17 protein-coding genes are annotated in these 20,058 nt (G+C 47.1%); 9 read left to right on the forward strand and 8 right to left on the reverse strand.

Going from position 1 to position 20,058, the window contains the following annotated elements; genetic code table 11:
- Positions 1–10 precede the first annotated feature (10 nt).
- The gene (hxpB, locus tag AB6805_RS11925; RefSeq protein ID WP_370909653.1) at positions 11–670 is read right to left on the reverse strand and encodes a hexitol phosphatase HxpB; all 660 of its coding nucleotides are present in this window, start codon (positions 668–670) and stop codon (positions 11–13) included.
- A gap of 613 nt (positions 671–1,283) precedes the next feature.
- Between hxpB and AB6805_RS11930 the strand changes: the two genes are divergently transcribed.
- The 3 genes from AB6805_RS11930 to AB6805_RS11940 are packed head-to-tail and all read left to right on the forward strand — an operon-like array spanning position 1,284 to position 4,794.
- Complete coding sequence (locus tag AB6805_RS11930; protein ID WP_370909654.1) at positions 1,284–3,395, forward strand: nitrite reductase; 2,112 nt, start codon at positions 1,284–1,286, stop codon at positions 3,393–3,395.
- A 29-nt stretch (positions 3,396–3,424) separates the two neighbouring features.
- On the forward strand, positions 3,425–4,201 hold the full coding sequence (cobA, locus tag AB6805_RS11935; RefSeq protein ID WP_370909655.1) for a uroporphyrinogen-III C-methyltransferase: 777 nt from the start codon (positions 3,425–3,427) through the stop codon (positions 4,199–4,201).
- The gene (locus tag AB6805_RS11940) at positions 4,201–4,794 is read left to right on the forward strand and encodes a bifunctional precorrin-2 dehydrogenase/sirohydrochlorin ferrochelatase (RefSeq protein ID WP_370909656.1); all 594 of its coding nucleotides are present in this window, start codon (positions 4,201–4,203) and stop codon (positions 4,792–4,794) included. Before cobA ends, AB6805_RS11940 begins: the two co-directional genes overlap by 1 nt.
- On the opposite strand, the gene AB6805_RS11945 is transcribed toward AB6805_RS11940, so the two are convergent.
- On the reverse strand, positions 4,795–5,136 hold the full coding sequence (locus AB6805_RS11945) for a DUF488 domain-containing protein (protein ID WP_370909657.1): 342 nt from the start codon (positions 5,134–5,136) through the stop codon (positions 4,795–4,797).
- Between the two features lie 72 nt (positions 5,137–5,208).
- On the opposite strand from AB6805_RS11945, the gene AB6805_RS11950 reads away from it, so the two are divergent.
- Positions 5,209–5,865 carry an HD domain-containing protein gene (locus AB6805_RS11950; RefSeq protein WP_370909658.1) on the forward strand — a complete coding sequence of 219 codons (657 nt, stop codon included), beginning with the start codon at positions 5,209–5,211 and terminating at the stop codon, positions 5,863–5,865.
- Positions 5,866–6,152: 287 nt separating this feature from the next.
- On the opposite strand, the gene AB6805_RS11955 is transcribed toward AB6805_RS11950, so the two are convergent.
- Positions 6,153–6,677, reverse strand: coding sequence for an acyl-CoA thioesterase (locus tag AB6805_RS11955; RefSeq protein WP_370909659.1), 525 nt, complete (start codon positions 6,675–6,677; stop codon positions 6,153–6,155).
- A gap of 333 nt (positions 6,678–7,010) precedes the next feature.
- On the opposite strand from AB6805_RS11955, the gene AB6805_RS11960 reads away from it, so the two are divergent.
- The 3 genes from AB6805_RS11960 (at position 7,011) to AB6805_RS11970 (ending at position 11,916) form a co-directional block, all read left to right on the forward strand.
- Complete coding sequence (locus AB6805_RS11960) at positions 7,011–8,657, forward strand: CTP synthase (protein ID WP_370909660.1); 1,647 nt, start codon at positions 7,011–7,013, stop codon at positions 8,655–8,657.
- Positions 8,658–9,052: 395 nt separating this feature from the next.
- Positions 9,053–10,900, forward strand: coding sequence for a membrane protein insertase YidC (yidC, locus tag AB6805_RS11965; protein ID WP_370909661.1), 1,848 nt, complete (start codon positions 9,053–9,055; stop codon positions 10,898–10,900).
- An 83-nt stretch (positions 10,901–10,983) separates the two neighbouring features.
- Positions 10,984–11,916, forward strand: coding sequence for a M20/M25/M40 family metallo-hydrolase (locus AB6805_RS11970; RefSeq protein ID WP_370909662.1), 933 nt, complete (start codon positions 10,984–10,986; stop codon positions 11,914–11,916).
- On the opposite strand, the gene AB6805_RS11975 is transcribed toward AB6805_RS11970, so the two are convergent.
- The 5 genes from AB6805_RS11975 to AB6805_RS11995 all read right to left on the reverse strand — a co-directional run bounded on the left by AB6805_RS11975 (position 11,913) and on the right by AB6805_RS11995 (position 14,007).
- The gene (locus tag AB6805_RS11975) at positions 11,913–12,533 is read right to left on the reverse strand and encodes a SprT-like domain-containing protein (RefSeq protein ID WP_370909663.1); all 621 of its coding nucleotides are present in this window, start codon (positions 12,531–12,533) and stop codon (positions 11,913–11,915) included. The two genes, AB6805_RS11970 and AB6805_RS11975, sit on opposite strands and share 4 nt — an antisense overlap.
- A 5-nt stretch (positions 12,534–12,538) precedes the next feature.
- Positions 12,539–12,925: a hypothetical protein gene (locus AB6805_RS11980; protein ID WP_370909664.1), complete on the reverse strand. Its 387-nt coding sequence runs from the start codon at positions 12,923–12,925 to the stop codon at positions 12,539–12,541.
- The gene (locus tag AB6805_RS11985) at positions 12,918–13,190 is read right to left on the reverse strand and encodes an AtpZ/AtpI family protein (RefSeq protein WP_370909665.1); all 273 of its coding nucleotides are present in this window, start codon (positions 13,188–13,190) and stop codon (positions 12,918–12,920) included. Before AB6805_RS11985 ends, AB6805_RS11980 begins: the two co-directional genes overlap by 8 nt.
- Positions 13,111–13,533 (reverse strand): polymer-forming cytoskeletal protein, encoded by a 423-nt coding sequence (locus AB6805_RS11990; protein ID WP_370909666.1) that lies wholly within the window; start codon positions 13,531–13,533, stop codon positions 13,111–13,113. Before AB6805_RS11990 ends, AB6805_RS11985 begins: the two co-directional genes overlap by 80 nt.
- A gap of 69 nt (positions 13,534–13,602) precedes the next feature.
- Entirely contained in the window at positions 13,603–14,007 is a 405-nt protein-coding gene (locus tag AB6805_RS11995) for a hypothetical protein (protein WP_370909667.1), read from the reverse strand.
- A gap of 467 nt (positions 14,008–14,474) precedes the next feature.
- Here AB6805_RS11995 and AB6805_RS12000 point away from each other — a divergent pair, with 467 nt between their 5' ends.
- Both AB6805_RS12000 and AB6805_RS12005 read left to right on the forward strand, forming a co-directional pair.
- Positions 14,475–17,366: a hypothetical protein gene (locus tag AB6805_RS12000; RefSeq protein WP_370909668.1), complete on the forward strand. Its 2,892-nt coding sequence runs from the start codon at positions 14,475–14,477 to the stop codon at positions 17,364–17,366.
- Between the two features lie 172 nt (positions 17,367–17,538).
- Entirely contained in the window at positions 17,539–19,926 is a 2,388-nt protein-coding gene (locus tag AB6805_RS12005) for a penicillin-binding protein 1A (protein ID WP_370909669.1), read from the forward strand.
- Positions 19,927–20,058 lie beyond the last annotated feature (132 nt).

The raw sequence follows: 20,058 nt of genomic DNA on the forward strand, positions 1-20,058 counted from the left end.
TTACCGGTCTTTACTTCATCAGCAACGACAGCTTCGCATCATTGAATTCCAGCAAACTGTCCAGTTTCATATTAGCCAACGCATACCGCGGATCATGCCGGTTATGCGCTTCCGGTACCACCACCGTAGTCATCCGCGCCGCCTTGGCAGCAGTCATACCCGTTACGGAATCCTCAAAGGCGATACAATCCAGCGGATCACTGCCCAATGCTTTGGCGCAGGCCAGGTACACCGCCGGATGCGGCTTCCCATAGTCCTCAAACTCAGCAGAATACACCGCCTGGAAAGCGTCTTTTATCTGCAAATGCTCCAGTGCCGCATTAATCAGGCGCAGCGGGGAAGAAGAAGCCAGCCCCATTTTGAACCCTTTCTCCCGGAAATATTGAAGGATATAGGACAACCCCTCCATAGGATGGCCCTCCGCTATAATTTTTTGTATTACGCTGTCAATAATTTCATTTACTACCTGCTCTGCACTCTTCCCTTCCCATTTATAGTAATTATGCCAGTAACTCACCACTTCCTTGGTGCGAAGCCCCGTGGTCAGATGCGTCAGCTCCGGCGAAAGGTTTACTCCCACCGTTGCAAACACCTCCCGCATGGCGATGCCCCACAAAGGTTCTGAATCGATCAACAGGCCATCCATATCAAATATTACCGTATCTATCATATGTTTTCCATTTATGCGCGGCAAAGATAAGAAGTTATGCGGGGAGATCGCAGTAAGCCACTAACTGTTTCCCAGCCTGCATTTGGGCTTCAAGTCCACCTTTACTTCCGGTATACGCCGGGGATGCTTCCCCTTAACCCCGTACCAGCATACCGGTACGCGTTATCCCATAACAATAAGTTATACGCCATAAACTTTGGTTATCGCACTGCTGCGGTAACCAGGCAGGCTGTTCTCCGCCAATCCGTCCCAGACCGGCGTTTACGCCGCCTGCCCGCTGCAAACCTGCGGCCTCCGCTAATTTCCCCCCTTTTTGGAGCCTTATTGAATGTTGAAAAAAGTTTTGGAAAGATGCCCTGCATTTATATCTTTGTATTACTCTACTAAAATTATAGGGAATATGGGTAATGATAGAAGGAATTGTCGCAGAAACAGTTGTTGTTCATCAACACCCATGAGGCGCGTGTAATATGAAAAGTCAGTGATCATCTTACTGTAAATCAACATTATACGAGGCCTCCGCTAACAATCCGGGGGCTTTTTTATATAAAAACGACCAACACCCCCAAACCAGAATTAAATAATTGCTTTACCACCACTGAAAATACTTTTTATGCAAAGCTTCAGAACAGAACTAGAAAATCCAATCGTTGAACAAGATATTATAGACCTGGAGAAGAAGATCCGCCTGTTCCGCGAAGGCGCCGTGTCAGACGAAAAGTTCCGCAGCCTCCGCCTGGCCAGAGGTATTTACGGTCAGCGTCAGCCCGGTGTGCAAATGATCCGTATCAAATTGCCATACGGTAAAATGACCCTGAAACAATGGCACCGCATTACCGAAATTTCAGATGAATATGCCACCAGTAATCTGCACCTGACTACCCGCCAGGATGTACAGATCCACTACGTGAGCCTCGACAGAACCCCCGAATTATGGTCTAAACTGGAACAGGATGGCATCACCATCCGCGAAGCCTGCGGTAACACCGTTCGCAACGTCACCGCATCAGACCGCGCCGGTATTGATCCGGATGAACCATTTGACGTTACGCCATACGCCGATGCCACCTTCCGCTATTTCCTGCGTAACCCGGTGAGCCAGGAAATGGGCCGCAAAATAAAAATCTCTTTCTCCTCTTCTGAAAAAGATACAGCCTGGTCATTTATGCACGACTTTGGCATGATCCCCAAAGTAAAGATCATCGACGGTAAAGAAGTACGTGGCTTCAAAGTATTGGTAGGCGGCGGTTTGGGCGCACAACCCTTTCTCGCTAAAGTGGTATACGAGTTCCTCGAAACAGATCAGCTCATTCCATATATCGAAAACGTACTGCGCGTGTTCGACCGCTACGGCGAAAGAACCAGCAGGAACAAAGCCCGCATGAAATTCCTTATCCAGAAAATTGGAATGGAAGAATTTGAGCGCCTCATTAAAGAAGAATACAAAGCCATAAAAGTAAAAAGCGTACCGGTAGATGCAGACGCCTGGCAGGCAACAACACCGCCTCCCGCAGCACCCACACCGGCTTACAGCATAAAAGATCCAAAGAAATACGAAGCCTGGAAAGCCACCAACACCTTTGAGCAAAAACAAAAAGGATATTTCGCGGCTTACGTTAAAATAACATTGGGTAACATCGGTTCAGCTATCAGCCGCAAACTCATCGAAGCACTGCGCCCCGTAATAGCCGACGATGTACGTGTAACCGCCAACCAGGGCCTGTTACTGAAATACATCCTGCCGGCAAATCTCCCGTACGTTTTCAGCGTACTGGAAGAAGCAGGCTTTGCAGATCCCGGATTCGACAGCATCGCGGATATCACTGCATGCCCCGGTACCGATACCTGCAACCTCGGCATCTCCAGCAGCACCGGCATCGCCAAAGTACTGGAAGATGTGATCACCGACGAATTCCCGGATCTCGTTTATAACAAAGACATCAAAATAAAGATCAGCGGATGTATGAACTCCTGCGGTCAGCACGGTATTGCCAGCATCGGTTTCCACGGCAGTTCCATGAAGAGCGCCGGTAAAGTACTTCCCGCCCTGCAGGTACTGCTCGGTGGCGGTATTGTAGGCGATGGCGCAGGCCGCGTTGCCGATAAGGTAATTAAGGTACCAAGCCGTCGTGGCCCGGATGTGTTACGCAGCCTGCTGCACGACTATGAAATCAATGCCCAGGAAAATGAACTGTTCAACGAGTACTACGACCGTAAAGGTGAAAAGTATTTCTACGAACTGCTGAAACCACTGGCAGATCTCAGCTCCCTCACCGCGGGTGACTTTATCGACTGGGGACAGGCACAGGACTACGCTACAGCTATCGGTGTGGGCGAATGCGCCGGTGTAATCATCGACCTGGTGGCTACGCTGCTGCTGGAAGCAGAAGAAAAACTGGAACTGAGCAGTGCCGCTATTATTAAAGGCGCCTACTCAGATGGAATTTATCACGCTTATTCTTCCTTTGTACAGGGCGCAAAAGCACTGTTACTCGGTGAAGCCGTCAGCGGTAATACGCAGATCGGTATCATGAACGATTTCGATAAACATTTTGTGGCTACCGGTAAATTCAGCTTTGAGCCTGATTTTAAAACAGTAGTGCTGCAGATTAACGGTAACGAGCCTACGGAAAGTTTTGCAAAAACCTATTTCCAGCAGGCGCAGTCATTCTACAATGCTGCACAGGTATACCGTCAGAGAGCCAGCGAACTGGTGCAGGCTTAGTTATTTATTTATCAAAAACACGACCACTCATGCAAAAGATACAACCCAAACTCACATTGATAGGTGCAGGCCCAGGTGATCCGGAATTGATCACTGTTAAAGGGTTAAAGGCTATTCAAAACGCCAGGGTAATCCTTTATGACGCATTGTCCAGCAATGAACTGCTGGACCATGCGCCGGCTAACTGCCTCCGTCGTTTTGTGGGTAAACGTGCAGGAATGCATGTATATTCACAGGACGAAATAAACAGGATGATTGTAAAATATGCATTAACTTATGGCAGCGTTGTCCGCTTAAAAGGAGGCGACTCCTTTGTTTTCGGCCGTGGCCAGGAGGAAATTGCCTTTGCTCAGCAGTTTGGAATTACCGCGGAAGTGATTCCCGGTATTTCCAGCGCGATCTCTGTACCAGGCGTCAACAAAATTCCGGTCACTGCACGCAACGTAAGTGAAGGGTTTTGGGTGATCACCGGTAACACACAGAACGGGAATTTATCCCGCGATCTGGATCACGCCATCAGGGCCAATACCACGGTCATCATACTGATGGGGATGAGCAAGCTGGCAGAAATTGCAGGGATCTACAGCGCAGCAGGAAAAGGGGAAACCCCCGCTGCTATTATCCAGAATGGTACTTTGCCAACCCAGAAAATGGGAGTGGGCAACGTGGCCGATCTGTTGGAAATAGCCGCTACGCACGATCTGCATAATCCTGCCGTTCTGGTGATAGGCGAAGTGGTGAGCTTCCATGAAGCTTTCCAGGCCTTGAAGAACAAGGTGTCAGAGGAACTAAAAATTGCCGTATAATGGAAGAAAATCATTTATTCCCGGTGTTTTTCAAATTACACCGCCTGCATGTACTCGTTGTGGGTGGTGGTAATATCGGACTGGAAAAAGCCAATGCCATGCTGGAAAATTGCGCAGATGCAACCATTACAGTAGTGTCGTTGGATTTTTTGCCTGAACTGGAGGCGTTAACACACCAGTATCCCAATATTACCCTTGTTCAGAAATCATTTTCATGTGGCGACCTGCTGGGGAAAGACCTGGTAATAGCAGCTACCAACAACAAGGACTTTAATTATTACGTGTGGGAAAAAGCCAAAGGCAGCAAAGTGCTGATCAATGTAGCTGATACCCCCGAGCTTTGTGATTTTTACCTGGGCTCTATCGTAAAAAAGGGAAATCTGAAGATCGCTATTTCTACCAATGGTAAATCACCCACCATTGCCAAACGCCTGAAACAGGTGCTGCAGGAAGCTATCCCGGATACCCTCGATGAAGTATTAAACAAATTATCGCTGATCCGCGAAAAACTGACCGGTGATTTTGCCAGCAAAGTAAAAAAGCTGAACAGCATTACCGAGGTGCTGGTGAAGCCCGAAAGTGAAGGTGTGTAATTATTTTTTCAACAACTCCAGCAGCACCTGTGCCTGGTTGTGTGTTTCGTCTTTAGCCCCGTACAGCAATGTTACCCGCTGATGTTGCGCCTTCTTTTTAATACCGGCCAGCAACTCTTTTTTCTCCTGTAATTCATGTTTATATTTTGTTTTGAACTCAGCAAACCGCGCCGGGTCATGGTTAAACCATTCGCGCAGTTCGTTGCTGGGAGCGATTTCTTTTGCCCATTCATCAATATGGGCCCGCTCTTTTGAAATACCCCTCGGCCAGAGCCGGTCTACCAGGATGCGGTAGCCATCGGTATCTGCATAATCTTCGTATATCCGTTTAACCTGTAACATACTTACATAACGTTCACAAGAACCGTATTGTTTTCCTCCATCGTCTTCACAAAAATTAATATCATTGCACCTATGATAACTCACGGTCAGATCATCACCGCAACGGTGGATTTTGTAAAAACGGAATTAGCAGGAGCAGAAGGAGGCCACGACTGGTGGCATATTTACAGGGTATGGCAACAGGCAAAACATATTGCCGCCACCGAAACAGCCGATATGCTGGTAGTAGAACTGGGCGCCCTGTTACACGATATTGCGGACTCAAAATTTCATAACGGCGATGAAAATATAGGCCCGGCAAAAGCAGTGGCTTTCCTGCAATCACTGGAAGTACCAGCCGGCATCATCACACAGGTAGAGAATATTATCCGTCACATTTCTTTTAAAGGAGGCAACCAGGAAAAAACATTTTTCTCTGCAGAGTTAGCCGTGGTACAGGATGCGGACCGGCTCGACGCTATTGGCGCCATCGGCATCGCCAGGGCTTTTAATTACGGCGGTTTCAAAAACAGGTCGCTCTACGACCCCGCCCTAAAGCCCAATATGCAGATGACAAAAGAGGAATATAAAAACAGCAGCGCTCCCACCATCACACATTTCTACGAGAAATTACTGCTGCTGAAAGACCGGATGAACACCTCCACCGGTAAAAAGCTGGCCGAAGAAAGACACGCTTTTATGGAAGCATTCCTGGAGCGGTTTTACAAAGAGTGGGAAGGGGAAGCGTAGTTTGTCGCGTAGGTTGTCTTACTCAGGATTAAACTTATTACACTGATTACGCTGATTTGATCACTTTTGATTTTAAAAGATTTGGGGAGATATAAGCGTAGGTTGTCTTTCTCAGGATTACACCGATTTTATTGATTAAGTTGATTTTGTTTTTTAGATTTTTTAAAAGATTGGGGAGATATAGGCGAAAATATCCGCTTATATCTCCCCAAATCTTTTAAAATCAAAAGTGATCAAATCAGCGTAATCAGTGTAATAAGTTTAATCCTGAGTAAGACAACCTACGCTTATATCTTCTCAAAGAACAGGGCTTTCAGCTCATCCGCATCTTCGGGTTTCATTTTGCCTCCCAGGATCAGGCGCAGCTGACGGCGGCGTAAGGCGCCTTCATATAACTTTTTTTCTTCTTCTGTGTCGGTAAGGATGCCAGGTACCGGCCGGGAGTTGCCGTTGGGGTCCAGGGCTACAAAGGTCATGAAAGCTTCGTTGGATTTATAGCGGTACTGCTGTACCGGGTCTTCTCCCCAAACTCTCATGTGTACTTCCATGGAAGTATTGAAGGCCCGGCTTACTTTAGATTCAATATGTACCACGTTTCCCAGTTTAATGGGATTTTCGAAAGATATATTATCTACAGAAGCAGTTACTACGGGTGCGCTGCAGTGTTTCATGCAGGCAAGTGCCGCGGCAATGTCCATCCAGTACATCAAACGGCCTCCCATGAGGTTACCGAAGGTATTGGTATCATTCGGTAAAACCAGTTCGGTCATCTGTATCAGCGAGTCTTGGGCTCTCTTTGGCGTTAAAGTCATCTTTTATGTATTTCGGACGCAAATTTACTGTTTATATATTTATAGTCGCGTACGCATTTACAGAACAGCGTTGGCGGATAAAGGTTTTTAACAAATAATTTCCGGTACTTGAAAATTCTTTAAAACGCCCTGTAGATAAGTGATGAGAGCTGAATATTATCTCCAAAAAATTAACAAACAAATAAAGCGCTGCCGTAAAAAACTTGGGAGCGACGCAAATTTGTGTAACTTTGCATGACCTTCGGAAGTAGTTTACTTGATCGGTTTTACACCAAACGCAGTCCGGCACTTCCCCGTTTATAGGTCAAGTATTCTTAGCAGAATTTTAGTTTTATGGCAAAATATATCTTCGTTACAGGAGGTGTTACATCTTCTTTGGGTAAAGGAATTATAGCAGCTTCCCTTGCAAAATTATTGCAGGCACGCGGCTTTAGAGTGACTATTCAGAAATTTGATCCATATATCAATGTGGATCCGGGTACGTTAAACCCTTATGAACATGGTGAATGTTATGTAACGGAAGATGGCGCAGAAACCGATCTGGATCTCGGACACTACGAACGTTTTTTGAATACGCCCACGTCTCAGGCCAATAATGTTACCACCGGCCGTATTTACCAGACAGTAATTAACAAGGAAAGGGAAGGAGCCTATCTCGGTAAAACCGTACAGGTAATCCCTCACATTACGGACGAAATCAAACGCCGTATCCTCCTGCTTGGCAAAGATGGCAAATTCGATATCGTTATTACAGAACTTGGGGGCACCGTGGGTGATATTGAATCACTCCCTTACATTGAGGCGGTTCGCCAGTTGCAATGGGAACTGGGCGAAGAAGATTGCCTGGTAGTGCATCTTACACTGATCCCGTACCTGCGTGCAGCTAAAGAGCTGAAAACCAAACCTACGCAACACTCTGTACGCCTGCTGAGCGAATATGGCGTGCACCCGGATATCATCGTTTGCCGTACAGAAGAACCACTGTACCGCGATCTGAAAAAGAAAATCGCCCTGTTCTGTAATGTACAGGTAGATGCCGTGATCGAAGCTAACGACGTTCCTACCATCTATGAAGTACCGCTGGAAATGATGCGTGAGAAACTTGATGTTTCTGTACTGAAAAGACTGGGCTTACCTGTGGAAAAAGAACCTGAACTGGTTAAATGGCGTGAATTCCTGGATAAACTGAAATATCCTAAATCCAAAGTTACCATCGGTTTGATCGGTAAATACGTGGAATTACAGGATGCCTACAAATCTATCCTGGAGTCATTTATACATGCCGGCTCCCTGAACGAATGCAAAGTAGTGGTACAAAATATCCACTCAGAACATATTACACCTGAAAATGTATGTGAAAAGCTGAAGAACCTCGACGGGCTCCTGGTAGCTCCGGGCTTCGGTCACCGCGGCATTGAAGGAAAGATCATCGCCATCCAGTATGCCCGTGAAAATCAGCTGCCTTTCTTTGGTATCTGCCTGGGAATGCAGATGAGCGTAGTGGAATATGCCCGTAACGTACTCGGCTGGAAAGATGCACACTCCGTGGAAATGAATCCTGACACCGCTCACCCGGTGATCAACCTCATGGAAGAGCAGAAGAAAGTAACGGCTAAAGGTGGTACCATGCGTTTGGGCGCTTATGCCTGTCAACTCACACCAGGCACCAAAGCAGCCGAAATATATGGTGGCACCAGCATCAGTGAAAGACACCGCCATCGCTACGAGTTCAATAACGACTTCCTCCAGCAGTTTGAAGACGCGGGCCTCGTTCTTTCCGGTAAAAACCCGGAAAGCGGTCTTGTTGAAATCATCGAACTGCCTACCCATCCGTTCTTCGTGGGCGTACAATTCCACCCGGAACTGAAAAGCACCGTGGAAAGCCCGGCGCCCGTTTTCGTGTCCTTTATTAAGGCCGCCAAACAATACGCAGAAGCCAAGAACGGCAAAGCCAAAATGGAAGAAACCATCGCGAAGTAACCTGCGCGGAGGTTGTCTTTCCCGCTGATTACGCTGATTTTATTGATTAACCGGATTTGAACACTTTTGATTTTAAAAGATTTGGGGAGATAGAAGCGGATATATCGCTCTTATCTCCCTTATATTTACCGGTGATTTTAAAAGATTTGGGGAGACATAAGCATATCCGCTTCTATCTCCCCAAATCTTTTAAAATCAAAAGTGTTCAAATCCCTTAATCAATAAAATCAGCGTAATCAGCGAGAAAGACAAAACCCGCTCTGATCCTCAACATAATACGCATTTTCTTTACTTATTTATTATTTTGACCGCATTTAACAGGGGTTTCACCTAAAAAGCATGGTCAATTCATAAAATCCTGCTTACCTTTGCTGCCTAAATTTTAATTGCATTTCATGGATAGAAATTCGGTCATTGGGTTTTTACTGTTGGGCGTTTTGTTGGTAGGATATATATTCTTCAACCAGAAACAACAGGCAGGAGCCGCAAGGGAAAAAGCCAGGCAAGATTCCATCGCAGAGCTTAACAAGCCTAAAACACCTTTAGCAGATACTGTCAGCCTTGCTGCAGCCGCCGCAGGAGGCCAGCTGGATTCAGCCCACCAGGCGCTGTTAAACGGCGAATTTGGTGTATTTGCCGCTGCTGCCACCGGCAACATGCAGAACACAGTACTGGAAAACGATGTGGTAAAGATCACTTTTTCCAATAAAGGTGGCCAACCGGCAAGTGTACAACTGAAAAAATACAAAACTTACGATGGTGGTCCGCTGATGCTCGTGGAGGGCTCTTTTAACCGCCTTTCAGTAGAAGTGCCTGCCAGCTTAACAAAAATGCTGAACAGCGCGGATCTGTTCTTCACCGCTGGCCAACCCCAGGAAGGCGCAGGTGGCGTAAAAACAATCGCATACCGTCTTAATACCAATAACCCGGCTTCTTACCTGGAATTTATCTATTCCCTGAAACCAGGCAGCTATGTAGTGGATTATACCATTCACGCGGTTGGTATGCAAGGCTTACTGCCAGGCAACCAGAACTACCTGAGCCTCCAGTGGAACAGCCAGGAAGACAAACAGGAACACGATCTTGAAAATGAGCGCCTGAACAACCAGGTGCATTATATGCTGGAAAATGATAAACATGATTACTTCACCCTCAGCCGCACCAGTCATGAAAAACTGGAAAACAAACTGAAATGGGTGAGCGTAAAACAGCAGTTCTTCAATACCACCCTGATCGCCAAAAAGGAACTGTTCACTAACGTGGATGTAAACACGAAAGTGCCGGTAAGCCCTAATATTGTAGGACAAACATTCAGCACTATACAGATTCCGTATAGCCGTACCAATGATTTCTCCTTCCCGATTGAAATCTATTATGGTCCCAACCACTATAAAACACTGAAATCTTTTGATATCGGCCTGCAGAAGATCATCCCGCTGGGCACCGGTATCTTTGCTTTTGTGAAGTATGTGAACATCTTTATCATTATCCCGGTGTTTAACTTCCTCAGCGGATTTATCAGCAACTATGGTATCATCATTATCCTGCTCACCCTCTTCATCCGCCTGTTGATAGCTCCTTTTACCTACCAGAGCTATGTTTCCCAGGCTAAAATGAAAGTGCTGAAACCTGAAATTGATGAACTGAAAGCGAAGCATGGCGACGACCAGCAGGCATTTGGTGTGGAACAAATGAAACTGTTCAAGAGTGCAGGCGTAAACCCGCTGGGCGGATGTTTACCTGCATTGCTGCAGCTGCCTATCCTGGTGGCGATGTACAGCTTCTTCCCGTCTTCCATTGAGCTGCGCCAGGAAAGCTTCCTATGGGCAAAGGATTTGTCTACTTATGATTCTATCCTGAACCTTGGCTTCAACATACCGTTCTATGGCAACCACGTGAGCTTGTTCACCATCCTCATGACCATCACCAGCTTGATCCTGGCGTTCTACAACCGTGGAATGACCGATCAGAGCAACCCGGTAATGAAATACATGCCTTACGTAATGCCGGTAATGTTGCTGGGTATCTTCAACCGCCTTGCTGCGGCACTTACCTTCTACTACTTCCTGTCTAACGTGATCAGTATCCTGTTACAGTTTGTGATCCAGAAGTTTATCATCAACCATGATAAAATTCACGCACAGATCCAGGAAAATAAAAAGAAACCAAAGAGTAAATCCAAGTGGCAGGAGAAACTGGAAGAAGTCCAGAAACGCCAGCAGGACATACAGAAGAAAAAGTAGGATTAATACAATCTGAACATTTCAATAATATTTTTTCGCAGAAGGCTTCCCGTTAAGGAAGCCTTCTCTATTTTTGAACGGATATGATAAAGAGATGGTTTTTATTGATGTGCGCCGCCGGTACAATCACCGCCGCACAGGCACAGGACACTATTCCTGATGCCGCACGCATTCAGGGAATAGTGAACTACCTGGCGTCCGACAAACTGAAGGGCAGGGGCACCGCAGAAAAGGGCGGGAAAACAGCCAGCCACTACGTGGCAAAACAGTTTAAAAAACTGGGACTGAAGCCGGTAAATGGCAACAGCTTCTTCCAGGATTTTATCTTCACCCGGAAAGAACATAAAGATATCCCCAGCAGGAACGTAATCGGGTATCTTGATAACGGCGCCGCACGTACGATTATCATCGGCGCCCATTATGATCACCTCGGAACAGCCGCATTATTCGACGGAAAGTATCCCATCGGCGAAATCCACAATGGTGCAGATGATAACGCTTCCGGCGTAGCCGGCCTGCTGGAACTGGCGCGGCACTATGTAAAGAACCAGGGCCGTGAGCCCTTTAACTTCCTCTTTATCGCTTTCGGCGGTGAAGAGCTGGGATTGCAGGGTTCAAAATATTACACAGCACATCCGCTGATGCCGCTGGATAAAGTGCATTTCATGCTCAATATGGATATGATTGGCCGCTACAACCCGGAAAGAGGCATCGGTATTGGTGGCTATGGCAGCGCAGAAGAGTGGCCTGCGGTGTTCAAAGATATACAGCAACCGGGCATTAAATACTTTACAGATGCAGCGGGGAAAGGCGCTTCCGATCATCATAATTTTTACATAAGTGGGATACCGGTGATGTTTTTTCATACCGGTGGTCACGACGACTATCATAAACCTACCGATGATGCACCTAAGTTACAGGCCAAAGCAGAAGCCGGCATCCTGCAGCTGGAAATCCAGCTGATCAACCGCGCCATGGCTTTCCCGGTATTGCATTATGTAGGGGAGAAGAGTTAGGAAATAAGTTCCACTTCGTATACCGGGCTAAAAAGAAACCATTTATTAGACGCTACCTCTTCACAGCGGTAGCGTTTTCTTATTTTATCCCCTCTGCGGAATACGCGTCCGTCTTTGGTTTTAAACAGTTGATTTAAGGGAACCTGTTCCACGAAAAAGTGGTTTTCTTTCTGCAGGTCATAGTTTTTCAGCACCCGCATCAGGTTTTCATCTGCGCAGGAGCTGGCAGCGGGATTGGCCATGCTTTGGCGCACCGCAGTTTCCACATCGGGTGGCAACAGGCTTTTACCTACAAAGTCGCGCAAAATAAAGGAGAACTCCTGCTTCCATTCCTTGCCATGCGACGCCACGCGGTTGGCGTATTTATTAAAGGTGGTGAGGTGTGCAATTTCATGCAGCAGGGTGAGCAGGAAAGCGTATTTATTCAGGGAGCCGTTTACACTGATCCGGTGTCCTTTGCCCTGCCCATCGGGATGACGGTAGTCGCCGAGTATACTCGACCGTTCGCGTGTAACCGTCAGGTGTACCTTATAGGTACTCAGAAAATCCATTACCTGTCCGAAAGTCCCTTCCGGTAAGTAGGACGCTAGTGCATTTAAGGGCGCCTCTTTTTTCAAATAGATTATTTTTTTAGCCTTGTCAGCCGGAAAAGGCTGATTGTTTCAAATACAGTATACACCAGGTACAGGAACAACAGCATGAAAATGGTGAGCTTACTCACATTGGGCTTATAAATAAGCACGTAAGCAGCTATACCAATGACGCAAAGAAAAAGTTTGCTGAGCGTAGAGCCATAAACGGCCCTGATAAATGCATTGTGGTTGGAAGAAGCGAGTCCCCGGCGGCTCATAATATAAGACACCAGGGAGATAATAGCCATGATCAGGTTACCGGCCATCAGCACATTCACATGTGTGCCGAGGTCCAGCAACCTGGGTTTGAATATGATAATAAGTCCGTTTAGAATTCCAAAAACTGCGAATAACCGTATAAAAAATCTATCACTCATGCCGTCGGGTGTCTTTTATAATTTGCCACAAAAGTATGGCTAAAGCAATTAAAGAAAAAATGATCAGGAATACCGGGAACCGCCAGCCAATCCATTGGTCTAGTTTATATCCCGCAAATACTCCCAAACCCAGCGTAGCCATCATCTGGAAGGCTAATCCGGCATATCGTAAGAGAAGATTTCGGTTATTCTGCTTCCTGGAGGACGGTTTTTCCATGTTTCTGGTTGTCTGCCGGCTGCTGATCGTCCATGTAGCAACGGCCATTGAACTTAGCAGAAGGCTCCATTTCAAAATGAGCGGTGTATACATCGCCCTTTACTAATGCATTCCCTTTCAGAAATAATAATTCTTCTACCTTGATAATTCCTGTTACCCTGCCCAGGATGTCAGCGCTCTGACATACCAGGTCACCGGTGATTTCACCCTCAGGCCCTACCACTATCTTAGCTTTGGTAGATACCAGGCCATTCACCTGCCCGTCAATTCTGATATCGCCTTCACATACAATGTCGCCCTGGATAGAAGTGCCATTGCCTATAATATTAACCGTTGATGTTGGCAACATGGACTTGCTGTCACCTTTCGATTTTTGATTGCTATTAAACATAGGGAGTTAGGTTTTTCAAGTTTAGTGTGTAATATAAATAAATATATATAAAATTTTTGTATTTATATATTAATAGGTGCTGTTATCTACGGCAGGCACTTTTAACATCGTGGTGTCCACTTTCCCGGTAAAATCGCCGTTAATTACCTTTTTGATATTGTTCAGATACTGGTCGCGGGCATTGATAGCCGTTTCCAGCGAATCAGCCCTCATTTTCAGGTGGATAAACTCTTTTCGTTGTTTCAGATCTCCGTAACCTGGGATGTAATAACGCAGCGGCGTAAATACCACCGTAGCTACCGTAATGGCTACCAGTAACACAAAAAGGGTGCTGAAGGCAATGTACACGCTCATCCGGGAGAGTTTGAACGAGGTCACTTCTTCATAGGTATCGTCATTCATAATTACCAGACGGTATTTATGACTTAGTTTTTCCAGGTTTCGTCTGCTGTTTTTATTCCCCTTCTTAGCCATGTTTTGCGGTACTTCTTAAAGAATGCTATTTCTTTTAAGGCGGGCTAAAGTTAATCATTATTGTAAAATAGGAAACAGTGTTTTGAGGATTGCCGGCAGAAAGAAGTCTTTTTATCTGAAAACCAGCCGATTAAAATGTATCCGCTGCCGGAAAAAGTCTGCATCACTTCTTCCGGACGCATATTCAATCAACTATTTTATCCTATCTTTAAAATATTTTTTCAAACTGTAAGTTATATATATTTAGCCTATACACCCTGGCATCCATGAATTGCATCATCAAACTGCTACCAAAATATTCGGGAATAATAATTTTGTCATGTTGCCTGGTTTTGCAGGCTGCCCGGGCACAAAATAACCCTCAAAATCAGCCTCAGCAAACAAATTCCCAGGGCCAGGCCCCCGGTAAACAGCAACAGCAGCAAAAGCCTGCCGTCAAGCCCCTTTTTAAACCGCGCGAACAACGCGTGCAGGATCGCCGTCCCCCTTCTGAAGTAATGCTGGAGAAAAAGAAATGGACCTGGAAAAGACAATTCTTCCAGAACATGGCTACCCGCTTCAATTATTACTTTCATGCCAGGGTAAAACTCGACCGGGTAGTGAAAACCGCTAACCGCGACGGCCAGGATAATTATAATATCCTCCTGCCGTTTTATCCCTTCAGCCTCCAGAGCCAGGGCTTCAGCAAAGGTGAACTGGACTCCGTGATCGATAAAACAAACATGGCCATCCAGCTCCACGACCCCCGCGGTAAATGGATCGACGATTGCTTCCTGCTCATGGGACGCGCCTACTTTTATGAAGGTGACCTCGAAAATGCCAATAAAACATTCCAGTACATCAATATCGCCTTCGCACCCAAAACGAAGTCGGAATACAAAACAGTAGTGGGGGCGCATGAAAATGACCAGATCTCCATCGCCACAAAAGAAAAAAGAAAAGGTGTCTTCGGCCGCCTCAAGCATACCAAAGCACGTAACGACGCTTTCCTGTGGAGAGCCCGTACCCTGCTGGAACAACAGGAATACGATGAAGTACAGGCGCTGCTCAATATCCTGAACAATGATCCTAACTTCCCCCACCGCCTCGACGGCGACCTGGCGGAAGTACGTGCCTACAGCCACTATATCCAGAAAAGGTACCCGGAAACAATAGAACCGCTGAAAGTCGCCATCGATAAAAGTCATGATAAAGTAGCCAAAGCCAGGATGTCGTACATCCTCGGCCAGCTCTACCTGCAGCAGCAACACCCGGATTCCGCCCTCGACCAGTTCCGCAACGTGATCAGCATGAAACCCGATCCCATGATGGATTTCCAGGCCCGGTTACAGATCGCCAGAACCAATGCGGAAACCACCGGTAATGTAGCCGGCAGCATAGCAGGCCTCCGCCGCATGCTCAAAAAGCAACGGTTCGAACGGTTCCGCGACGGGATCTATTATACCATGGGCGTGCTCGAATATCCCGATCATCCGGAAGCCGCGCTTAACTATATGAAACAATCACTGAAAATACCCAGTGACAACCTCATGCAGCGCACCATCACCTATAAAGGCATGGCGGATATTTACTACGACCAGCGTAACTATACCGATGCAAAAAAATATTACGACAGCACCGCGGGCGTAATGACAAAGGATTTTGTGGACGCCCCTACCGTGGAAACCCGCAAAGAAGTGCTCACGGAAGTGGTGGCACGGCTGGAAACCATTCACCGGGAAGATAGTCTCCAGAAATTAGCCGCCATGTCCCCGTCCGACCGGAACATTGTGTTGTCGAAAATGGTGGCCGTCATGGAAAGTGAAGCCGCCGAAAAGAGAAAGAAAGATAAACTGGCCGCCGCCAATCCACAGGAAAGTGCGTCCTCCTTCAGCATGACCGGAGCAGGCACCGCCTATTCACCAAAAGAAGAAAAAGGCGACTGGTATTTCTATAATGCAGGCAGTAAATCAGCCGGCTATTCCGAATTCAAACGCAGATGGGGCAGCCGGCAGCCGGTAGACAACTGGCGCCGCAGCCAGAACGGCGTGGTAAATGCTACCAACAGCGCTGGCCCGATAGAAATTACAGAGGAAACAAAGTCCGTCATCCTTGGCGACGTGCCGGCAGACACGATCAGCACTGCATCCCTCGCGGCAGGCTTGCCGCTGACACCGGAAAAACTGGCCGCCTCACAAAAAGCCGTACACGAGGCCTGGTTTGATCTCGGCAAATTATATCACGATAAACTGGAAAACTATTCACTGGGCATAGAAACCTACGACTCCCTGCTGATCCTTTACCCGGATCATCCACGGAAGGCGGAAGTACTGTATTCGCTGTATGTATGGCATAGTAAACTCAATCATACGGCCCAGGCTAATCACTATAAATCAATGGTGTTGAACCAGTACGGTAATACCAATTTTGCAGACATCATCCGCTCAGGCGGGTTAAGGGATATCGACAGCCAGAAAAAGAAAGAGATCAGCGCCGCTTATGACGCCGCTTACGAAGCCTTCCGCCATGGTAACTACGCGGAATCGATGGCTATGAAGAAACAGGCCGACAGCACCTTCGGCGTTAACTTCCTCCAGTCCAAATTCGATCTGCTGGAAGCAATGCTGATCGTGAAAACAGATACCCTGTACGCCACGGATACCCTGCAGCTATCGCGTAAAGCAGTACAGGCAGTACTTACCAAGTACGCCGCGGATGAACCGGTACGCGCTCAGGCACAGGCTCTTATGGATGCCTTGAACCACCGCGCAGAGCTTTCCGACTACCTCGCCAAGCTGGAAGTAAGGAAGAAAGACGCCAACGGCGTATTGCTGGATGAAGATGTTTCTATGCGATACCCCTGGCAAAATCCACAACCGGTGCTGGCCGATAGAATCAACGGCGCCAAAACACCGGCCGATTCGGCTAAAATAGCCGCCGGTATGGCTGGCAAATTGCCTGCGCCCATAGTGCCCATTGCACCGTCAAAACCGGTAACGCCTTACAAAATATCGCCCGACAACCCGTTTTTTGTAGTGCTTTCCTTCCAGCGCGTGTCTAAGGAGCTTATGGACGAGGGCCTTAACCAGTTTACCCGTTATAATGCCGCCAAACACGCCACGGATAAAATTGAAGTCGGCAGTTTTGTGCTCACCCCTAACGATGTGATGCTGATTTTCCGGCTTTTCCCCAACGAAGACAAGGCCCTGGCCTATTTCGACGAGATCCGCGATGAGGCTGCTGCGAATATCATTCCCCGGATAAGACCCACAGAATACAATTTCTTTGTGATTTCCAGGGATAATTTCATCTTATTAAACAGCACCAAAGACCTGACCGGTTACCGTAAGTTTTTTACAGATAATTATGTGACCCAGTAAGTATTTTTGGAATTTTAAATAGCTTTGTCGGTCGGGCTGCCATAAACAGGCTTGTTTATTGCATATAAACTTTATTGAAAAAATTATATATATAGCCAACAGATAGTGATAAATTGTCTTTCATATAAAGAAATCGGGCAAAATCTGGCCATAAAACAAATTAAATAAGCGCATGAAAAAATCGGTGAAAATATTGTGGCGGGTGGCTTTTGGTATCTTAGCATTAATTGTTCTCTTAGTTTTACTCATTAACTTCCGGATCATTGGCAGCATGCCGTCGATGGAAGAACTGGAAAATCCGCGGGCAGCACTGGCCGCTGAGGTAATTGCCGACGACGGTACCATTCTCGGTAAGTACTACCAGGTGGATCGTTCCAGCAGCGACTATAATGAGATCTCCAAAAACGTGATCAACGCGCTGATAGCAACGGAAGAAACCCGTTTTTATGATAACTCCGGTATCGACCCCAAAGGCACACTGGCTATCCCTTTTTACCTGCTCATCGGTAAAAAGCGTGGTTCCAGTACCATTACCCAGCAGCTGGCCTTGAACCTGCAAACGGATAACCTGGGAAAACAACGCTCCGGTAACCCGATTGGCAGGGCGTTTCAGAAAGTGCAGGAGTGGATCATTGCCGTAAAACTGGAAAGGAACTTCACCAAACAGGAAATCCTTACCCTCTACCTGAACACCGTTGCCTTCGGCGATAACGTATATGGTATTGAAAACGGCGCCAGAACATTCTTCAGCAAAGATGCCGGCCATTTATCTATCGAAGAAGCCGCTATCCTGGTGGGAATGCTCAAAGGCAACACCCTGTATAACCCGCGCCGGAACCCGCAAAACGCCCTCCAGCGCCGCAATACCGTGATCAGCAATATGCAGGAAGCCGGTTTTATTACACCAGCGGAGGCCGCATCCGCGAAAAGCAAGCCGATTGTACTGCACTATAATAAAATTGATCACAACAAAGGATTGGCCCCTTATTTCAGGGAAGTACTGCGCGATGAACTGAAAAGCTGGTGCAAAGTGCATAAGAAAGCCGACGGATCAGAGTATAACCTCTACCGCGACGGGCTCAAAATATATACGACCATCAACCCAAGAATGCAGTTGTATGCAGAAGAAGCGGTGGCCAAACACCTGGCAGTACTGCAAAAATCGCTCTCTGCACAAAACGATATCAAAACAGGCAACGTTTGGAAGAAATGGCCCAAATTCCTGGATCAGTACATGAAGGAATCTGACAGGTATAAATCCATGAAAGAGGACGAAGCAGACGATTCCACCATTGCCAGGGCATTCAATACGCCGGTACGCATGAAGGTATTTGGCTGGAGAAGTTCTACCGAACCAGACCTGAATGAAATAGACACCACCATGACCCCGCTGGATTCCATTAAATATATGCGTGCCATTTTACAGGCAGGCTTTATGGCTATGGACCCTGAAAGTGGGGAAGTAAAGGCCTGGGTAGGCGGACCGGATTTCCGCTACTTTAAAAATGATCACGTGGCCAAAACACGCCGTCAGGTGGGTTCTACATTTAAACCCTTCCTGTACTGCTTCGCCATTATGAATGGCATGTCGCCAAATACTATTCTGCCAAACGAACCGATTACCATCAACGGCTGGACGCCGCATAACTCGGAAGGCAGCACCGGTGGCAGCATTACGATGGCAGGCGCACTGGCAAAATCACTGAACCTGGTGGCCGCCTACCTGATCAAACAGATAGGGGCCAAGCCGTTTGCAGATTTCGCTAAAAATAAAGTAGGCTTTACCAGTGATATTCCTGCCTACCCGGCCATTGCGCTGGGTGCCGTGGAGCTGTCGCTGTATGAACTCCTGCAGGGGTACACCATGTTCCCCGCCAGAGGTATCAATACCAAACCTATTTACATCACCCGTATCGAAGACAGGAATGGTAACATCCTGGAAACTTTCGCGCCGGTGAAACGCGAGGTGATCAGTGAAAGGGAATCTTATACCATGGTGAAAATGATGGAAGGCGTGGTAGCACCAGGTGGTACTGGCGCCCGTGTCCGTTCCCGCTTTAACATTCAGGGTGAAATAGCTGGTAAAACCGGTACCACCAACGATAACACCGATGGTTGGTTCATGGGCTATACTCCCAAAATACTGGCCGGTGCATGGGTAGGTTGCGAAAACAACTTTATCCACTTCAGCACTACCGCCATTGGTCAGGGCGCCAATACCGGCTTACCCATCTGGGCGTATTTCATGCAGAAAGTGTATGCCGATCCAACGCTGAAAGTAAGCTCCAACGATCATTTCCCGGTACCGCCCAATATGAGCGAAGACGATATTTACATGAATTACGATTCCAATGTAAAACCAGGCGCTGAATCAGAAAACGTAGGCAACGGTTCCGCCGACGACTACGGCTCCGGCGATGCCAGCGATTACGCCACCCCTGGCGCCGACAGCCAGGAACCCGCGCCCGCAAAGCCAAAGGAAGAACACAAAGACAACAAAGACAATAAAGAAAACAAGCCCAAAGCTACCATGCCGCCTGCGCCTAAGAAAGGAGAGTAAGCGAAGGTTGTCTTTCTCAGGATTACGCTGATTTTACTGATTTTACTTTTGGATTTTTTTAGATTTTTAGATTTTTTTAATAATAATTAAGGGAGATAAAAGTGGATATCCACTTCTATCTCCCTTAATCTT

Origin of the sequence: Chitinophaga sp. RCC_12 (genome assembly GCF_041360695.1) — a bacterium.
In the GTDB taxonomy this organism is placed as follows: Bacteria; Bacteroidota; Bacteroidia; order Chitinophagales; family Chitinophagaceae; genus Chitinophaga.